Source organism: Micromonospora sp. RB23, from assembly GCF_053585025.1.
Window position 1 is genome coordinate 6,260,471 of the sequence record NZ_CM132111.1, and the last position, 15,461, is coordinate 6,275,931.

Annotated in this window: 29 protein-coding genes; all 29 read right to left on the reverse strand. The window is 68.1% G+C overall.

Annotation, left to right across the window (positions count from 1 at the left end):
• Positions 1-3: 3 nt before the first annotated feature.
• The 29 genes from rpsK to rpsJ all read right to left on the reverse strand — a co-directional run bounded on the left by rpsK (position 4) and on the right by rpsJ (position 15,278).
• Positions 4-411: a 30S ribosomal protein S11 gene (rpsK, locus tag ACTFTM_RS28495; RefSeq protein WP_007073011.1), complete on the reverse strand. Its 408-nt coding sequence runs from the start codon at positions 409-411 to the stop codon at positions 4-6.
• A gap of 17 nt (positions 412-428) precedes the next feature.
• Entirely contained in the window at positions 429-809 is a 381-nt protein-coding gene (gene rpsM / locus ACTFTM_RS28500) for a 30S ribosomal protein S13 (RefSeq protein WP_007465236.1), read from the reverse strand.
• 266 nt (positions 810-1,075) lie between these two features.
• Positions 1,076-1,189 (reverse strand): 50S ribosomal protein L36, encoded by a 114-nt coding sequence (rpmJ, locus tag ACTFTM_RS28505; protein WP_012184307.1) that lies wholly within the window; start codon positions 1,187-1,189, stop codon positions 1,076-1,078.
• Positions 1,190-1,280: 91 nt separating this feature from the next.
• A complete protein-coding gene (infA, locus tag ACTFTM_RS28510) occupies positions 1,281-1,502 on the reverse strand; it encodes a translation initiation factor IF-1 (protein WP_007073013.1) in 222 nt (73 codons plus the stop codon).
• Between the two features lie 279 nt (positions 1,503-1,781).
• Complete coding sequence (locus ACTFTM_RS28515; protein WP_449563444.1) at positions 1,782-2,360, reverse strand: DUF1707 SHOCT-like domain-containing protein; 579 nt, start codon at positions 2,358-2,360, stop codon at positions 1,782-1,784.
• Between the two features lie 98 nt (positions 2,361-2,458).
• Positions 2,459-3,310, reverse strand: a complete 852-nt coding sequence (gene map / locus ACTFTM_RS28520) for a type I methionyl aminopeptidase (protein ID WP_449563445.1) — start codon at positions 3,308-3,310, stop codon at positions 2,459-2,461.
• Positions 3,311-3,398: 88 nt separating this feature from the next.
• A complete protein-coding gene (locus ACTFTM_RS28525; protein WP_406072859.1) occupies positions 3,399-4,052 on the reverse strand; it encodes an adenylate kinase in 654 nt (217 codons plus the stop codon).
• Positions 4,053-5,381 carry a preprotein translocase subunit SecY gene (gene secY, locus ACTFTM_RS28530; RefSeq protein WP_449563446.1) on the reverse strand — a complete coding sequence of 443 codons (1,329 nt, stop codon included), beginning with the start codon at positions 5,379-5,381 and terminating at the stop codon, positions 4,053-4,055. It abuts the gene before it with no gap.
• A gap of 232 nt (positions 5,382-5,613) precedes the next feature.
• Complete coding sequence (gene rplO / locus ACTFTM_RS28535; protein WP_425889224.1) at positions 5,614-6,057, reverse strand: 50S ribosomal protein L15; 444 nt, start codon at positions 6,055-6,057, stop codon at positions 5,614-5,616.
• Positions 6,057-6,239 carry a 50S ribosomal protein L30 gene (gene rpmD / locus ACTFTM_RS28540; protein WP_030329904.1) on the reverse strand — a complete coding sequence of 61 codons (183 nt, stop codon included), beginning with the start codon at positions 6,237-6,239 and terminating at the stop codon, positions 6,057-6,059. The genes rplO and rpmD overlap by 1 nt, the downstream gene beginning before the upstream one ends.
• Positions 6,239-6,853 carry a 30S ribosomal protein S5 gene (gene rpsE / locus ACTFTM_RS28545; RefSeq protein ID WP_013288621.1) on the reverse strand — a complete coding sequence of 205 codons (615 nt, stop codon included), beginning with the start codon at positions 6,851-6,853 and terminating at the stop codon, positions 6,239-6,241. The genes rpmD and rpsE overlap by 1 nt, the downstream gene beginning before the upstream one ends.
• Before the next feature lie 33 nt (positions 6,854-6,886).
• Positions 6,887-7,276, reverse strand: a complete 390-nt coding sequence (gene rplR, locus ACTFTM_RS28550) for a 50S ribosomal protein L18 (protein ID WP_088998360.1) — start codon at positions 7,274-7,276, stop codon at positions 6,887-6,889.
• Positions 7,273-7,815: a 50S ribosomal protein L6 gene (rplF, locus tag ACTFTM_RS28555; RefSeq protein WP_449563447.1), complete on the reverse strand. Its 543-nt coding sequence runs from the start codon at positions 7,813-7,815 to the stop codon at positions 7,273-7,275. Before rplF ends, rplR begins: the two co-directional genes overlap by 4 nt.
• Before the next feature lie 16 nt (positions 7,816-7,831).
• The gene (rpsH, locus tag ACTFTM_RS28560; RefSeq protein WP_422736963.1) at positions 7,832-8,239 is read right to left on the reverse strand and encodes a 30S ribosomal protein S8; all 408 of its coding nucleotides are present in this window, start codon (positions 8,237-8,239) and stop codon (positions 7,832-7,834) included.
• Between the two features lie 115 nt (positions 8,240-8,354).
• Positions 8,355-8,540, reverse strand: a complete 186-nt coding sequence (locus tag ACTFTM_RS28565; protein WP_007073023.1) for a type Z 30S ribosomal protein S14 — start codon at positions 8,538-8,540, stop codon at positions 8,355-8,357.
• A 1-nt stretch (position 8,541) separates the two neighbouring features.
• Positions 8,542-9,108, reverse strand: coding sequence for a 50S ribosomal protein L5 (rplE, locus tag ACTFTM_RS28570; RefSeq protein ID WP_074314595.1), 567 nt, complete (start codon positions 9,106-9,108; stop codon positions 8,542-8,544).
• The gene (rplX, locus tag ACTFTM_RS28575; protein ID WP_007465276.1) at positions 9,108-9,428 is read right to left on the reverse strand and encodes a 50S ribosomal protein L24; all 321 of its coding nucleotides are present in this window, start codon (positions 9,426-9,428) and stop codon (positions 9,108-9,110) included. Before rplX ends, rplE begins: the two co-directional genes overlap by 1 nt.
• Positions 9,425-9,793 (reverse strand): 50S ribosomal protein L14, encoded by a 369-nt coding sequence (gene rplN, locus ACTFTM_RS28580; RefSeq protein ID WP_007073026.1) that lies wholly within the window; start codon positions 9,791-9,793, stop codon positions 9,425-9,427. The genes rplX and rplN overlap by 4 nt, the downstream gene beginning before the upstream one ends.
• A 97-nt stretch (positions 9,794-9,890) precedes the next feature.
• Complete coding sequence (rpsQ, locus tag ACTFTM_RS28585; protein ID WP_355050759.1) at positions 9,891-10,169, reverse strand: 30S ribosomal protein S17; 279 nt, start codon at positions 10,167-10,169, stop codon at positions 9,891-9,893.
• Positions 10,166-10,402 carry a 50S ribosomal protein L29 gene (rpmC, locus tag ACTFTM_RS28590; protein WP_007465283.1) on the reverse strand — a complete coding sequence of 79 codons (237 nt, stop codon included), beginning with the start codon at positions 10,400-10,402 and terminating at the stop codon, positions 10,166-10,168. Before rpmC ends, rpsQ begins: the two co-directional genes overlap by 4 nt.
• Complete coding sequence (gene rplP / locus ACTFTM_RS28595; protein ID WP_073834927.1) at positions 10,402-10,827, reverse strand: 50S ribosomal protein L16; 426 nt, start codon at positions 10,825-10,827, stop codon at positions 10,402-10,404. The genes rpmC and rplP overlap by 1 nt, the downstream gene beginning before the upstream one ends.
• A 3-nt stretch (positions 10,828-10,830) precedes the next feature.
• Positions 10,831-11,700: a 30S ribosomal protein S3 gene (rpsC, locus tag ACTFTM_RS28600; protein WP_449563448.1), complete on the reverse strand. Its 870-nt coding sequence runs from the start codon at positions 11,698-11,700 to the stop codon at positions 10,831-10,833.
• Positions 11,700-12,158: a 50S ribosomal protein L22 gene (gene rplV / locus ACTFTM_RS28605; RefSeq protein WP_007465297.1), complete on the reverse strand. Its 459-nt coding sequence runs from the start codon at positions 12,156-12,158 to the stop codon at positions 11,700-11,702. Before rplV ends, rpsC begins: the two co-directional genes overlap by 1 nt.
• Before the next feature lie 42 nt (positions 12,159-12,200).
• Complete coding sequence (gene rpsS, locus ACTFTM_RS28610) at positions 12,201-12,482, reverse strand: 30S ribosomal protein S19 (protein WP_007465299.1); 282 nt, start codon at positions 12,480-12,482, stop codon at positions 12,201-12,203.
• Between the two features lie 12 nt (positions 12,483-12,494).
• The gene (rplB, locus tag ACTFTM_RS28615; protein WP_355050760.1) at positions 12,495-13,334 is read right to left on the reverse strand and encodes a 50S ribosomal protein L2; all 840 of its coding nucleotides are present in this window, start codon (positions 13,332-13,334) and stop codon (positions 12,495-12,497) included.
• A gap of 12 nt (positions 13,335-13,346) precedes the next feature.
• A complete protein-coding gene (gene rplW / locus ACTFTM_RS28620) occupies positions 13,347-13,649 on the reverse strand; it encodes a 50S ribosomal protein L23 (protein WP_088998352.1) in 303 nt (100 codons plus the stop codon).
• Positions 13,646-14,296: a 50S ribosomal protein L4 gene (gene rplD, locus ACTFTM_RS28625; RefSeq protein ID WP_357126515.1), complete on the reverse strand. Its 651-nt coding sequence runs from the start codon at positions 14,294-14,296 to the stop codon at positions 13,646-13,648. Before rplD ends, rplW begins: the two co-directional genes overlap by 4 nt.
• A complete protein-coding gene (gene rplC, locus ACTFTM_RS28630; RefSeq protein WP_422736964.1) occupies positions 14,293-14,958 on the reverse strand; it encodes a 50S ribosomal protein L3 in 666 nt (221 codons plus the stop codon). Before rplC ends, rplD begins: the two co-directional genes overlap by 4 nt.
• 11 nt (positions 14,959-14,969) lie before the next feature.
• Entirely contained in the window at positions 14,970-15,278 is a 309-nt protein-coding gene (gene rpsJ / locus ACTFTM_RS28635; protein ID WP_007073037.1) for a 30S ribosomal protein S10, read from the reverse strand.
• Positions 15,279-15,461 lie beyond the last annotated feature (183 nt).

The window sequence follows — 15,461 nt, forward strand, 5'->3', positions numbered from 1 at the left end:
CTCTCAGACCCGGCGACGCTTCGGCGGACGGCATCCGTTGTGCGGCTGCGGGGTGACGTCGGAGATCTGCCCGACCTCGAGGCCCACGGCCTGCAGCGAACGGATGGCGGTCTCCCGGCCGGAGCCGGGGCCCTTGACGAACACGTCGACCTTGCGCATGCCGTGCTCCATGGCGCGACGCGCGGCGGCCTCGGCGGCCAGCTGCGCGGCGAACGGAGTCGACTTGCGGGAGCCCTTGAAGCCCACCTGGCCGGCGGAGGCCCAGGAGATGACCGCACCGGTCGGGTCCGTGATGGACACGATGGTGTTGTTGAACGTGCTCTTGATGTGCGCCTGCCCGTGGGCGACGTTCTTCCGTTCCTTGCGCCGGACCTTCTTGACAGCGGCTCCGGCACGAGCCTTCGGTGGCATAAGTCTGTGCGCTCCTATTACTTCTTGCCGGGCTTCTTCTTGCCGGCGACGGTCCGCTTCGGGCCCTTGCGGGTCCGCGCGTTGGTCTTGGTCCGCTGGCCACGCACGGGCAGGCCCCGGCGGTGCCGGATGCCGGCGTAGCAGCCGATCTCAACCTTGCGGCGGATGTCAGCGGCGACCTCGCGGCGCAGGTCGCCTTCAACCTTGTAGTTGCCCTCGATGTGGTCGCGGAGCTGCACGAGCTCCTCGTCCGTGAGGTCCCGAGCGCGCTTGTCCGGCGAGATGCCGGTGGCGGCGAGCGTCTCCAGGGCGCGGGTACGACCGACCCCGAAGATGTAGGTGAGCGCGATCTCCATCCGCTTCTCGCGGGGGAGATCCACGCCGACTAGACGTGCCATGTGCGGGCGTACTCCTCATGATGTGTGGCGGAGGTGTGGACCCGTCCCACCCCGCTACCGGCCGTCCCGTCTTTCCGACGCTGTCAGCGCCGGCGACCGGGATCGGTCGCTGCCCAAGCGGGCCCCGGCCTCCGACCGGGGGTCAGCCACGAAGGAGTACGTCTCGCGTACCGCTCGCGGCTGGGACGAGCATGTGTGATGTGTGTGTCGCTGAGGAACCGCGTGGACCGACGCCACCCGGCCGTGTTCCGGCCGGACGGACTGACTCAGCCCTGGCGCTGCTTGTGGCGCGGGTCGGTGCAGATGACCATGACCCGGCCGTGCCGGCGGATAACCCGGCACTTGTTGCAGATCCTCTTGACGCTCGGCTTGACCTTCACGGTTGCCTTACTTCCCATCTGGCCCGGCAACGCGCCATGCGCGAGACCGGACGTCGAAGACGGACACGGGACTTCCCGGCCGTCGTCAGGACTACTTGTAGCGGTAGACGATGCGCCCGCGGGTCAGGTCGTACGGCGAGAGTTCGACGACGACCCGGTCCTCCGGCAGGATGCGGATGTAGTGCTGCCGCATCTTGCCGCTGATGTGAGCCAACACCTTGTGGCCGTTCGCGAGCTCCACCCGGAACATGGCGTTCGGCAGGGGCTCGATGACCCGACCCTCGATCTCAATGGCTCCGTCTTTTTTCGGCATGTCCTCCGCTGTCCTGACGTCGATTGCACCGGGCGACCCACAACGTCTTACACGGAAATCTGACCAGAATCAGAAGACCGCGCCAGCCGCGGCTCCGGCACCCACCGAAGCGCAGGGTGGGCATGCCGGAGTGGACGCTGTGCGCCGATCAGAAAGTGTACGCCGGCCTGCCGGCCGCCGCCAAACCACCCCGCCCACGAGCTGGTGATCATGAAGTTATCGCCCTCGATCACGGCGTGTCACGGCCACAACTTCATGATCGACGGGCGAGGTGGCGGGTTACTCAGGAGGTTGTGGGGGGTCGTCCGATTCGGCGGCTCGTAGTTCGCGGCGGCGCTCGCGCTTGGCTCGTTTGCGTTGACGGCGGCGCTCCCGCTCGACGGCCTGGCGTCGTGGCTCTCCCCCGACCAGGCCCGCCACCGTACGCACCACCAGCACCGCTCCCCACGGCCCGGCCACCCAGACCGGCCAGAAGTAGAGCAGCTCTCCGCTCAAGAGGGAGATGGCCCCCCAGACGGCCACCACGATGGCGATCACCCGCAGGTACGGCAGCCAGACCTCAGCCAACCACCGACCGGTCACCGCCCGCACCACACCGGCGCCCAGCTCGTCGGGACGGCCCACCGGCCCACCGGCGGCCGGCACCGCCTCCAGGGCGGACCGCTGCTGCGGCGTCACCGGCGGCAAATCGGTCAGCAGGCGGTCCAACTCGCCGTACGTGCGCGCGGCAAACGCCCGTTGCAGCCGCTCGTCGTACTCGTGCAGGTCCAGACGACCCTCGTTGAGCGCCACCCGCAGCCGCTCGGCCACCGTCTCCCGGTCCGCGTCCGCCGCCCGCATCTCGTCGCGCCCGCCCATGCCGGCAAGCATGCCACCGCCACGCCAGTCCCGTCCGACCCGGCGGCCGCCTGTCTCGCCCGGCTCGGCCTCGCCTACGCGACCCGGCGGGGCGGAGGTCAGGAGGCCGTCGACTCGGCGGGCTGGCGGGCCGTCACAAGGTCGCCCAGTCGGGACCGCCCCCCGTCGAAGGCGGTGAGCACCCAGACGCCGTCGGGCAGAAGCGCCATCGAGTGCTCGACGTGCGCCGCGATCGAGCCGTCCCGGGTGACGACCGTCCAGCCGTCGGCCAGTTCGACCGTACGCGGCGAGGCCATCGTGATCATCGGCTCGATCGCAAGGGCCATGCCCGGAACCAGGCGGGGCCCCTTGCCCGGCCGGCCATGGTTGAGCACGTGCGGATCCTGGTGCATCTCCGTGCCGATACCGTGCCCACCGTACCCGTCGACGATGCCGTACCGGCCGCCCTTGCGGACCGCGGTCTCCACCGCGTACGAGATGTCGGTCAGCCGGCCCTTGCCGCTGGCCGCACCACGGGCGGCGGCGGCGATACCGGCCCACATCGCGTCCTCGGCGACCTCGGCCATCTTCAGCAACGCCGGATCGACCTCGCCGACCCCGACGGTGATCGCCGAGTCGCCGTGCCACCCGTTCAGCACGGCGCCGCAGTCGATCGAGATGAGGTCGCCCTCGGCGAGCACCTGGTTCGGCGAGGGGATGGCGTGCACGATCTGCTCGTTCACCGAGGAGCAGATCGACGCCGGGAAGCCGTGGTACCCCTTGAACGACGGGACCGCCCCCGCCTCGCGGATCGTCGACTCGGCGATGGCGTCCAGATCGGCGGTGCTCACGCCGGGTGCCACCGCCTCGCGCATCCGGCGCAGGGCCTCGGCGACCACCAGCCCGGCGGCGCGCATCTTCTCGATCTGGTCAGGGGTCTTCAGCTGGATGTCCAGCTGGGGACGACGCATGGAGCGGTTACCTTTCGTTGCCGAAACAGCGGGGCACGTCTCGCGTACCCCGCTGTTCGCACTCTATCCGCCGCGGCGCGGCCGGGCCTCAGCCGCCGTACGACCGCAGCGCGTCGATGGCCCGGGTCGTGACGTCCTCCACCGGGCCGGTGGCGTCGATTCCGACGAGCTTGCCCTGGGCGCCGTAGTAGTCGACCAGGGGGGCGGTCTTCTCGCTGTACTCCCGCAGGCGGGTGGCGATGGTCTCCGGCTTGTCGTCGTCGCGCTGGAACAGCTCGGCGCCGCACCGGTCACAGATGCCCGAACGGGTGGTGGCGTCGAACTCGACGTGCCAGATCTTGCCGCAGCCCCGGCAGGTACGCCGGCCGGAGAGCCGCCGGATCACCTCGTCGTCGTCGACCACGAGCTCCAGGACCAGGTCCAGAGCGGTGCCCAGGTCGGCGAGGAGCTTGTCCAGAGCGGCCGCCTGCGGAGTGGTCCGCGGGAAGCCGTCGAGGAGGAAGCCCTCGCTGGCGTCGGGCTCGGCGAGCCGATCCCGGACCATGTTGATGGTGACCTCGTCCGGAACCAGCTCGCCCGCGTCCATGTAGCGCTTCGCCTCGACACCGAGTGGCGTGCCCTGGGTGACGTTCGACCGGAAGATGTCCCCGGTCGAAATCTTGGGCACCGAGAGGTGTGCGGCGATGAACTCGGCCTGCGTGCCTTTGCCCGCGCCCGGCGGGCCAACCAGAACGAGTCTCATCTACCGCAGGAACCCTTCGTAGTTCCGCTGCATGAGTTGGCTCTCGATCTGCTTCACGGTCTCCAGACCGACGCCGACCATGATGAGAACAGCGGTGCCACCGAACGGGAAGTTCTGGTACTGCTGGTTGTCCAGCCAGATGAAGAAGAAGTTCGGCAGGATCGAGATGATGCCGAGGTAGAGCGCGCCCGGCAGGGTGATCCGGCTGAGGATGAAGTCCAGGTAGTCGGCGGTCGGCTTACCCGGACGGATGCCCGGCACGAACCCGCCGTACTTCTTCATGTTGTCCGCGACCTCGGTCGGGTTGAACGTGATCGACACGTAGAAGTACGTGAAGAAAATGATCAACAGGAAGTAGACCGTGATGTAGATCGGGCTGTCCGGGGCGACCAGGTTGTTCTGGATCCAGGCCTGGACCTTGCCCGGGTCGTTCTGGTCGAAGAACTGGAGAGCCAGCTGCGGCAGGTAGAGCAGCGACGAGCCGAAGATGACCGGGATCACACCCGCCTGGTTGACCTTCAGCGGGATGTAGGTCGAGGTGCCGCCGTACATCCGCCGGCCGATCATCCGCTTGGCGTACTGCACCGGGATCCGGCGCTGCGCCTGCTCGATGAAGGTGACCGCGGTGATGACCACCAGGACCAGCGCGATGACCAGGGCGAACATGTCCCAGCCCTTGCTGGTCTTGATCTGCCAGCCCTCGCTGGGCAGGCGGGCCGCGATCGACGTGAAGATCAGGACGGACATGCCGTTGCCGACGCCGCGGTCGGTGATCAGCTCGCCGAGCCACATGACCATGCCGGTGCCGGCGGTCATGGTGATCACCAGGATGGACAGCGTCAGCCAGTCCGGGATGCCGGTGCCCTCGGGGATGATCGGGAACTGGTCGCAGCGGTTCTGGAACAGCTGGCCGGAGCGGGCCAGGGCCACGAACGCCGACGCCTGCAGAACACCCAGGCCCAGGGTCAGGTAGCGGGTGTACTGCGTGATCTTCGCCTGGCCGGCCTGGCCCTCCTTGCGGAGCTGCTCGAGGCGCGGGATCACGACGGTCAGCAGCTGCAGGATGATCGACGCGGTGATGTAGGGCATGATGCCCAGCGCGAAGACCGAGAGCTGCAGCAACGCTCCGCCGGAGAAGAGGTTGAGCAGATTCAGCGGGCCCGTCGTGTCACCCGAGATGGAGTCGAGGCACTTCTGGACGTTGCCGTACGAGACGCCCGGGCTGGGCAGCGTGGCACCCAGCCGGTAGACCGCGATGATGCCTACTGTGAACAGCAGCTTCTTGCGCAGGTCAGGCGTACGGAACGCACTGAGAAAGGCGGACAGCAACTTCTTCCTCCTGCGCGAGGCGGGCCGCCGGTGATCCCTGGCGGGTCGGGGTGCATCCCGGGCGAGTGCCCGGAATCCATGGCTGGGATGGGACTCTAACAGCCCCGTCCCGCTCCGGGCAGGTGTGCCCGGCTACATAAACCGATTCCGATATTACCGGGCGCTCAGGCCCCAGGCAGACCTAGGCGCCCGCCAGTTGCTCGCAACTGGACGGGCGCCGAGGTCGTACGCCTTACAGCTCGGTGACAGAGCCACCGGCGGCGGCGATCTTCTCCTTGGCCGACGCGCTGAACGCGTGCGCCGACACCTGGAGCGCCACCCCGCCGAGGTCCCCGGTGCCGAGGACCTTGACCGGCTGGCCCTTGCGGACCGCGCCGGCCTCGACCAGCTCGAGCGGGCCGACCTGGCCGCCGTTCGGGAACAGCTCGGCGAGCCGGTCCAGGTTGACCACCTGGAAGACCACCTTGAACCTGTTCTTGAAGCCCTTCATCTTCGGCAGGCGCATGTGGATGGGCATCTGCCCACCCTCGAACGCCGCCGAGATGTTCTTGCGGGCCTTGGAGCCCTTGGTACCGCGACCGGCAGTCTTGCCCTTGGAACCCTCACCGCGACCCACACGGGTCTTCGCGGTCTTGGAACCGGGCGCCGGACGCAGGTGGTGCACCTTGATCGTCATTACTCGACCTCCTCGACCTTCACGAGGTGGTTGACCGTGAAGATCATGCCGCGGATCTCGGGCCGGTCCTCCTTGACCACCACGTCGTTGATCCGCTTGAGACCGAGCGAACGCAGCGAGTCACGCTGGTTCTGCTTGGTCCCGATACCGGACCGGAGCTGGGTGACCTTCAGGCGTGCCATCAGGACGCCACCCCCGCCCGCGACGCCAGCATGGCGGCCGGCGCGACGTCCTCCACCGGCAGACCACGACGTGCCGCGACCTGCTCGGGGGACTCGAGCCCCTTCAGGGCCGCCACGGTGGCGTGCACGATGTTGATCGGGTTGGACGAGCCGAGGCTCTTGGAGAGCACGTCGTGGATACCCGCGCACTCCAGCACGGCACGCACCGGACCACCGGCGATGACACCCGTACCGGCCGAGGCCGGCTTGAGCAGCACGACACCGGCGGCGTCCTCACCCGTGACCGGGTGCGGGATCGACTGACCGATCCGCGGAACCTTGAAGAAGTGCTTCTTGGCCTCCTCGACACCCTTGGCGATCGCCGCGGGCACCTCCTTGGCCTTTCCGTAGCCCACGCCGACCGTGCCGTCGCCGTCGCCCACGATCACCAGGGCGGTGAAGCTGAAGCGACGACCACCCTTCACGACCTTGGCGACGCGGTTGATCGCGACGACCCGCTCAAGGTGCGGGGTCTTCTCGACGGGCGCGTTTCCGCGGCCGCCCTCACGGCGGTTGTCGCGGCGACCACCCTCGTTGCCACCGGACCCGCCGCCACGGCGCTGTTGACCTGGCATCAGCAGCCTTCCTTATCTCTCGTGACGGGGTTGTTAGAACTCGAGCCCGGCTTCGCGGGCGGCGTCGGCAAGCGCGGCGACCCGCCCCGCGTACCGGTTGCCACCGCGGTCGAAGACGACCTTGGAGACGCCGGCGGCCTTGGCCCGCTCGGCGAGCAGGGCGCCCACCTTGCCGGCGAGGGCGCTCTTGTCGCCCTCCGTACCGCGCAGCGAGGCGTCCAGGGTCGACGCCGACGCCAGGGTGTGGCCCTTGGTGTCGTCGACGATCTGGGCGACGATGTGCCGCAGCGAACGGGTGACGACCAGGCGCGGACGCTCGGCCGTACCGCTGACGTTCTTGCGGACGCGGAAGTGCCGACGCGCACGCCCAACGGCGCGCTTGGCGGCGACGCCGCGGCGGCGCTTGAGCAGCGTGGCGCTCACTTCTTACCTGCCTTTCCAGCCTTGCGGCGGATGACCTCGCCCTGGTACTTGACGCCCTTGCCCTTGTAGGGCTCCGGCGGACGGATCTTCCGGATGTTGGCGGCGACCTCACCGACCTGCTGCTTGTCGATGCCGGCCACGTGGAACAGGGTCGGCCGCTCCACCGTGAAGGTGATGCCCGCCGGGGCGGGGACGACCACCGGGTGCGAGAACCCGAGCGCGAACTCGAGGTCCGAACCCTTGGCGGTGACCCGGTAACCGGTACCGGCGATCTCCAGGCTCTTACGGTAGCCCTCGGTCACGCCGACGATCATGTTGGCGACCAGGGTACGGCTCAGGCCGTGCAGTTCCTTGGCCTTGCGCTCGTCGTTCGGGCGGTTGACGCTCAGCTGCCCGTCCTCACCGCGCTCGATCGTGATCGGCTCGGCGATGGTGTGCTGGAGCTCGCCCTTCGGGCCCTTGACCTTGACGGTCTGCCCGTCGATCGTGATGTCGACGCCGGATGGCACCGGGATCGACTTACGTCCAATTCGCGACATTTCTACCAGTCTCCCGTTACCAGACGAAGGCGAGGACTTCCCCGCCAACACTCCGCTTGCGGGCCTGCCGGTCGGTCAGCAGCCCCTGGGACGTCGAAATGATCGCCACGCCCAGCCCACCGAGCACCCGCGGGAGCCCGTCCGACTTGGCGTACACCCGGAGACCGGGCTTGGACACGCGCTTGATGCCGGCCAGGCTCCGCTCCCGGTTCTGGCCGTACTTGAGCTCGACGACCAGTCGCTTGCCGACGGCGCCCTCCTCGGGCTCCTCGACCGACCAGGTGGAGATGTAACCCTCGGCCTTCAGGACCTCGGCGATGTTCGCCTTGATCTTGGAGTAGGGCATCTTCACCTGATCGTGGTACGCCTGGTTGGCGTTACGCAGACGCGTGAGCATGTCTGCGATCGGGTCGGTCATCGTCATGGATTTCGTCAGCCTTTCTCGCCGGGGTTCCCGGGGCATCAGCCCCGGGCCTACGGCGAAGAGCAATACCTAATCGGTGCAGGAGTTCCCGGCCGGAGCCGGGACGCGGTCGCCCTTACCAGGAAGCCTTGGACACACCCGGCAGCTCACCGCGGTGGGCCATCTCCCGGATGCAGACCCGGCAGAGCCCGAACTTGCGGTAGACCGCCTTCGGACGCCCGCACCGCTGGCAGCGGGTGTACGCGCGAACCGAGAACTTCGGCTTCGCGGCCGCCTTGAGGATCAGCGCCTTCTTGGCCATCTCAGTTCTCCTTGAACGGGAAGCCCAGGAGCTTGAGCAGCGCCCGGCCCTCGTCGTCGGTCGTGGCGGTGGTGACCACCGTGATGTCCATGCCCCGCTGGCGATCGATCCTGTCCTGGTCGATCTCGTGGAACACCGACTGCTCGGTCAGACCGAACGTGTAGTTGCCGTGCCCGTCCAGCTTGCGTCCGTCCAGACCGCGGAAGTCGCGGATACGCGGCAGCGCGATGGACAGCAGCCGGTCCAGGAACTCCCACATGCGGTCGCCGCGGAGAGTCACCTTCGCGCCGATCGGCATGCCCTCGCGAAGCTTGAACTGCGCGATGGACTTGGTCGCCCGCCGCACCTGCGGCTTCTGGCCGGTGATCGTGGCGAGGTCGCGGACCGCGCCATCGATCAGCTTGGCGTCGCGAGCGGCCTCGCCGACACCCATGTTGACGACGATCTTGACCAGCCGCGGCACCTGCATGGGGTTGCCGTAGCTGTGCTGCTCACGCAGCTGGGCCACGATCTCGTTGCGGTACCGCTCCTTGAGGCGCGGCATGGTCTTTTCGGTAGCCGTGGTCATCACAGGTCCTTACCGGTGCTACGCGCGATGCGGACCTTCTGGCCGTTGTCGTCGATCCGGTAACCGACGCGGGTCGGCTTGCCGTCGGAGTCCAGGACCTGCACGTTCGAGACGTGGATCGGGGCCTCCTGGGTGACGATGCCGCCGGTCTTGGCGCCACGCTGGGTGGTGCTGATGCGGGTGTGCTTCTTGACCCGGTTCACGCCCTCGACAAGGACCTTGTCCTGCCGCGGGTAGGCCGCGATGACCTTGCCCTTGGCACCCTTGTCCTTGCCGGCGATGACGACGACCGTGTCGCCCTTCTTGACCTTCACGGTCACAACACCTCCGGCGCGAGGGAAATGATCTTCATGAACCGCTTGTCCCGCAGCTCCCGGCCCACCGGGCCGAAGATACGGGTACCGCGCGGGTCCCCACCGTCCTTGATGATGACGGCGGCGTTCTCGTCGAAGCGGATGTACGAGCCGTCCGGCCGCCGCTTCTCCTTGGCCGTGCGAACGACGACCGCCTTGACGACGTCGCCCTTCTTCACACCGGCACCCGGGATCGCGTCCTTGACCGTGGCCACGATGACGTCGCCGATGCTCGCGTAGCGCCGACCGGAGCCACCGAGAACCCGGATGCACAGGATCTCCCGAGCACCCGTGTTGTCGGCGACGCGCAGTCGCGACTCCTGCTGAATCACGTCTATCTCCTATGTCTGCCGGTTCTCCGGCCGCCGTGGCGGCCGGAGCCTGGCGGAACCTACGCCCGACGCAACGCCGGGCGAGCTCGAGCCTTCGCTACTTGGCCTTTTCCAGGATCTCCACGATCCGCCAACGCTTGGTGGCGCTCAGCGGCCGGGTCTCCATGATCAGGACCCGGTCGCCGGTGCCAGCGGCGTTCTGCTCGTCGTGCACCTTCAGCTTGCTGGTACGACGCATGATCTTGCCGTACAGCGCGTGCCGAACCCGGTCCTCGACCTCGACCACGACGGTCTTGTCCATCTTGTCGCTGACCACCAGGCCCTCGCGGACCTTGCGGCGCGCGCGGGTGGCGTCAGCGGTGGTGTTCTCGGTCATGATGCAGTCACCTCAGTCGGCGCGGCCGAGAGCCCCAGCTCGCGCTCGCGCATGATCGTGTAGATCCGGGCGATCTCCCGACGGATGACCTGCAGCCGCCGGTTGTTGTCCAGCTGCCCGGTTGCGGCCTGCACGCGGAGGTTGAACAGCTCCGCCTTGGCCTCCCGCAGCTTCGTGACCAGCTCCTCCTCGGAGAGCTCACGCAGCTCGGTCGCCTTAACGCCCGCTGCCATCAGGATTCACCCACTTCGCGCGTAACAATGCGGCACTTCATCGGGAGCTTGTGGATCGCGCGACGCATGGCCTCACGCGCGATCTGCTCGTTGGGGAACGACATCTCAAAGAGAACCCGTCCCGGCTTGACGTTGGCGACCCACCACTCGGGCGAACCCTTACCGGAACCCATCCGGGTCTCGGCAGGCTTCTTGGTGAGGGCCTGGTCCGGGAAGATCGTGATCCAGACCTTGCCGCCACGCTTGATGTGACGGGTCATCGCGATACGCGCCGACTCGATCTGGCGGTTGGTCACGTACGCCGGCTCGAGAGCCTGGATCCCGAACTCGCCGAACACCACCCGGTTACCACCCTTGGACGCGCCGTGGCGGTCCGGGTGGTGCGGCTTGCGGAAGCCCTTCGGGGGCTTGCGCGGCATCAGCATCTGTCAGCCCTCCTGCTGCGTTTCAGCCGGAGCAGCAGTGGCGGCGACAGCAGCGCTGTCGACCGGCTCGCCGCTCGGCGTCTCGGCCTGCTGCGCGATGGTGGTCGCAGCAGCCCGACCGGCCTCGGTGCCACCAGCCGTGGTGCCGGACGAACCCGACCGGCCACGGCGCGGACGCTCGGGACGGTCGCCGCGCTCACCACGACGCGGGCGGGACGGACCGGCCTCGGCCGGAGCCTCCCGGCCCGGGACGGCGTCGCCCTTGTAGATCCAGACCTTCACGCCGATCCGACCGAACGTGGTACGGGCCTCGAAGAAGCCGTACTCGATGTTGGCCCGCAGCGTGTGCAGCGGAACCCGGCCCTCACGGTAGAACTCGGTCCGGCTCATCTCGGCGCCGCCGAGGCGACCCGAAACCTGAACCCGGATGCCCTTGCAGGCCGGGTTCTTCATCGCCGACTGCATGGCCTTGCGCATCGCCCGACGGAAGCTGACCCGGCTGGACAGCTGCTCGGCCACGCCCTGCGCGACGAGCTGAGCGTCCGACTCGGGGTTCTTCACCTCGATGATGTTCAGCTGGACCTGCTTGCCGGTGAGCTTCTCCAGCTCACCGCGGATCCGGTCGGCCTCCGCACCCTTACGGCCGATGACGATGCCCGGCCGGGCGGTGTGGATGTCGACGCGGACGCGGTCGCGGGTGCGCTCGATGTCGACCTTGGAGATCCCGGCGCGCTCGAGGCCCTTGGACATCATGCGGCGGATCTTGACATCCTCGCCGATGTAGTCCTTGTAGAGCTTGTCCGCGAACCAGCGGGACTTCCAGTCGGTCGAGATGCCGAGCCGGAACCCAGTGGGGTGAACCTTCTGACCCATTACTCGGCGTCCTCCGTCTTGCTCTGCGCTTCGGCCGGTGCGGCCTCCGTGGCCGGGGCGGCCTTCTTCGCCGCGGCCTTCCTCGGCGCTGCCGGCGCGACCGCCTCGACCGCCACGGTGATGTGACAGGTGCGCTTGCGGATCCGGTACGCCCGACCCTGCGCCCGCGGCTGGAACCGCTTCATCGTCGGGCCCTCGTCCACGAACGCCTCGCTGACGAGCAGCGCGTCAGGGTCCAGCCGCTCGTTGTTCTCCGCGTTGGCGATCGCGCTAGCGAGCACCTTGTACACCTGCTCGCTCGCAGCCTGCGGCGCGAACTGCAGCACCGTGAGAGCCTCCTTCGCGGGCAGGCCGCGGACGAGGTTGACCACCCGGCGCGCCTTCATCGGCGAGATGCGCACGTGCCGCGCAACCGCCCGCGCGCCCGGAAGCACCGGAGCGTCGCCCTTTCCTGGCATCGCTGTAACCCCTTGTTCCCTCTATCCGTATGCCTGGCGGCGTCAGCGCCGACGGCTCTTCCGGTCGTCCTTCTCGTGACCCTTGAAGGTGCGGGTCAGCGCGAACTCGCCGAGCTTGTGCCCGACCATCGCCTCGGTCACGAACACCGGGACGTGCTTGCGTCCGTCGTGCACGGCGATCGTGTGCCCGAGCATCTCGGGGATGATCGTCGAGCGCCGCGACCAGGTCTTGATCACGTTCTTGGAGCCCTTGTCGTTCTGCACTTCCACCTTCTTGAGCAGGTGGTCGTCGACGAACGGGCCCTTCTTCAGGCTGCGAGGCATGTCTTATCTCCCTCAGCCGCGCTTACGCGTGGCGTAGCGGCGGCGGACAATCAGCTTGTCGCTCGCCTGGCCCTTACGGCGGGTGCGGCCCTCGGGCTTACCCTGCGGGTTGACCGGGTGGCGACCACCGGAGGTCTTACCCTCACCACCACCATGCGGGTGGTCGACCGGGTTCATGGCGACACCACGGACGGTCGGGCGCTTGCCCTTCCACCGCATACGGCCGGCCTTACCCCAGTTGATGTTCGACTGGTCGGCGTTGCCGATCTCGCCGATGCTGGCGCGGCAGCGCACGTCCACGCGCCGGATCTCGCCGGACGGCATACGCAGGGTCGCGTACACGCCCTCGCGACCGAGCAGCTGGATACCGACGCCGGCGGAGCGGGCCAGCTTGGCCCCGCCGCCCGGACGCAGCTCCACGTTGTGGATCGTGGTACCCACCGGGATGTTGCGCAGCGGCAGGTTGTTACCCGGCTTGATGTCGGCGCCCGGACCGGACTCGACGCGGTCGCCCTGCTTCATGTCCTTCGGCGCGATGATGTACCGCTTCTCGCCGTCGGCGTAGTGCAGCAGCGCGATGCGCGCGGTGCGGTTCGGGTCGTACTCGATGTGAGCGACCTTCGCCGGCACGCCGTCCTTGTCGACCCGCTTGAAGTCGATCAGACGGTACTGGCGCTTGTGACCGCCACCGTGGTGCCGCGTGGTGATCCGGCCGTGGGCGTTACGCCCGCCCTTCTTCGGCAGCGGAGCCAGCAGCGACTTCTCCGGCGTGGACCGGGTGATCTCGGCGAAGTCGGCGACGCTGGAGCCACGACGGCCCGGCGTCGTCGGCTTGTACTTACGGATAGCCATTGTCTACACCCCTCAGCTGACCGGGCCGCCGAAGGCCTCGATACGGTCACCGTCAGCCAGCTTCACGATCGCCCGCTTGGTCGCCTTGCGCTGACCGAAGCCGGTCTTGGTGCGCTTGCGCTTGCCCTGGCGGTTGAGCGTGTTGACCGTCAGGACGCGGACGTCGAAGATCTGCTGGATAGCGATCTTGATCTCGGTCTTGTTCGCGTCCGGGTGCACCAGGAAGGTGTACCAGTTCCGGTTCAGCTCGCTGTAGCTCTTCTCCGAGACGACCGGCGCCACGATGATGTCGCGCGGGTCGGCGATCGTGCTCACTTGCCACCCTCCTCGGTGGTCTCGGCGGGCACGCCCAGGAACTCGTCCAGGGCGTCCTTGGTGAAGACCACGTCGTCGGCCACCAGCACGTCATACGTGTTCAGCTGGCCGGACTCGATCAGGTGCACGCGCGGCTCGTTGCGCAGCGACACCCAGTTCAGCTCGTCGGTGCTGCTCAGCACGACCAGGACCCGACGGGCCTCGGTGAGCTTCGCCAGCGTGGCCAGAGCGGCCTTGGTCGACGGCTTCTCGCCCGAGACGAACGCCTCGACGACGTGCACCTGCCCGGCGCGGGCCCGGTCGGAGAGGGCACCCCGCAGAGCGGCGGCCTTCATCTTCTTCGGGGTCCGCTGGCTGTAGTCGCGCGGCACGGGACCGTGCACGACGCCACCGCCGGCGAACTGCGGCGCGCGGATCGAGCCCTGCCGGGCGCGACCGGTGCCCTTCTGCTTGTACGGCTTCTTGCCGCCACCGGCGACCTCGCCGCGGGTCTTGGCCTTGTGCGTGCCCTGTCGGGCCGCCGCGAGCTGGGCCACCACGACCTGGTGCATCAGCGCGACGTTGGCCTGCACGTCGAAGATGTCCGCCGGCAGCTCAACCGAGCCGCTGGTGGTGCCCTCGACGGTGCGCACGTCAACGGTGGTCACTTGGCCGCACCGCCCTTCTTCACCTTGCTCTTGGCCGCGGTACGGACCAGAACGAGCGCGCCCTTGGGACCAGGAATGGCACCCCGGACGAGCAGCAGGTTGTTCTCGGTGTCGACCGCCTGGACGGTGAGGTTCTGCACGGTGTAGCGCACGCCACCCATGCGGCCGGCCATCCGGGTGCCCTTGAAGACACGACCCGGGGTGGCGCAGGCGCCGATGGAACCGGGCGAGCGGTGCTTGCGCTCGACACCGTGGCTGGCGCGCAGACCGTGGAAGCCGTGCCGCTTCATCGGGCCGGCGTAGCCCTTGCCCTTGGTCTTGCCGGTGACGTCGATCGTGACGCCCACCGGGAACTCCTCGACCGTGACCTCCTGGCCGAGCGAGTACTCCGACGCGTCCGTGGTGCGCAGCTCGACGATGTGCCGGCGCGGCGCCACGTCCGCCTTCGCGTAGTGCCCGCTGACCGGCTTCTTGACCTTGCGCGGGTCGATCGTGCCGTAGGCGAGCTGGACCGCGGAGTAACCGTCCTTCTCGGCGCTACGAACCTGGCTGATGACGCACGGGCCGGCCTCGACCACGGTCACGGGAACAACCTTGTTGTTGTCCCAGACCTGGGTCATGCCGAGCTTGGCGCCCAGGATCCCCTTGACTTGCCTGTCCATTTGTCCGGTCCCTACAGCTTGATCTCGATGTCGACGCCAGCCGGCAGGTCGAGGCGCATGAGCGAGTCGACCGTCTTCGGGGTCGGGTCGATGATGTCGATCAGCCGCTTGTGCGTGCGCATCTCGAAGTGCTCGCGCGAGTCCTTGTACTTGTGCGGCGAGCGGATAACGCAGAAACGGTTGATCTCCGTGGGCAGCGGCACCGGGCCCGCGACCTGCGCCCCGGTACGCGTCACCGTCTCGACGATCTTCCGAGCCGAGGAGTCGACGACCTCGTGGTCATAGGCCTTGAGCCGGATGCGGATCTTCTGTCCCGCCATGGTGGCTTCTGTTCCTTCTCTCGATGCCGCTGTGTTGCGGGCGCCTGTACCGGCTGGCACAGGCCCACTTCGCCGACCCCCGCGGTCGGGCGTGTCGCGCCCTCGGGCCAGGCTCCGCCCCGTGGTTCCGGAGTGGTGCTGACCGCGCGGTGGGTCAAGGCGTCGATCGCACTACCGCGACCT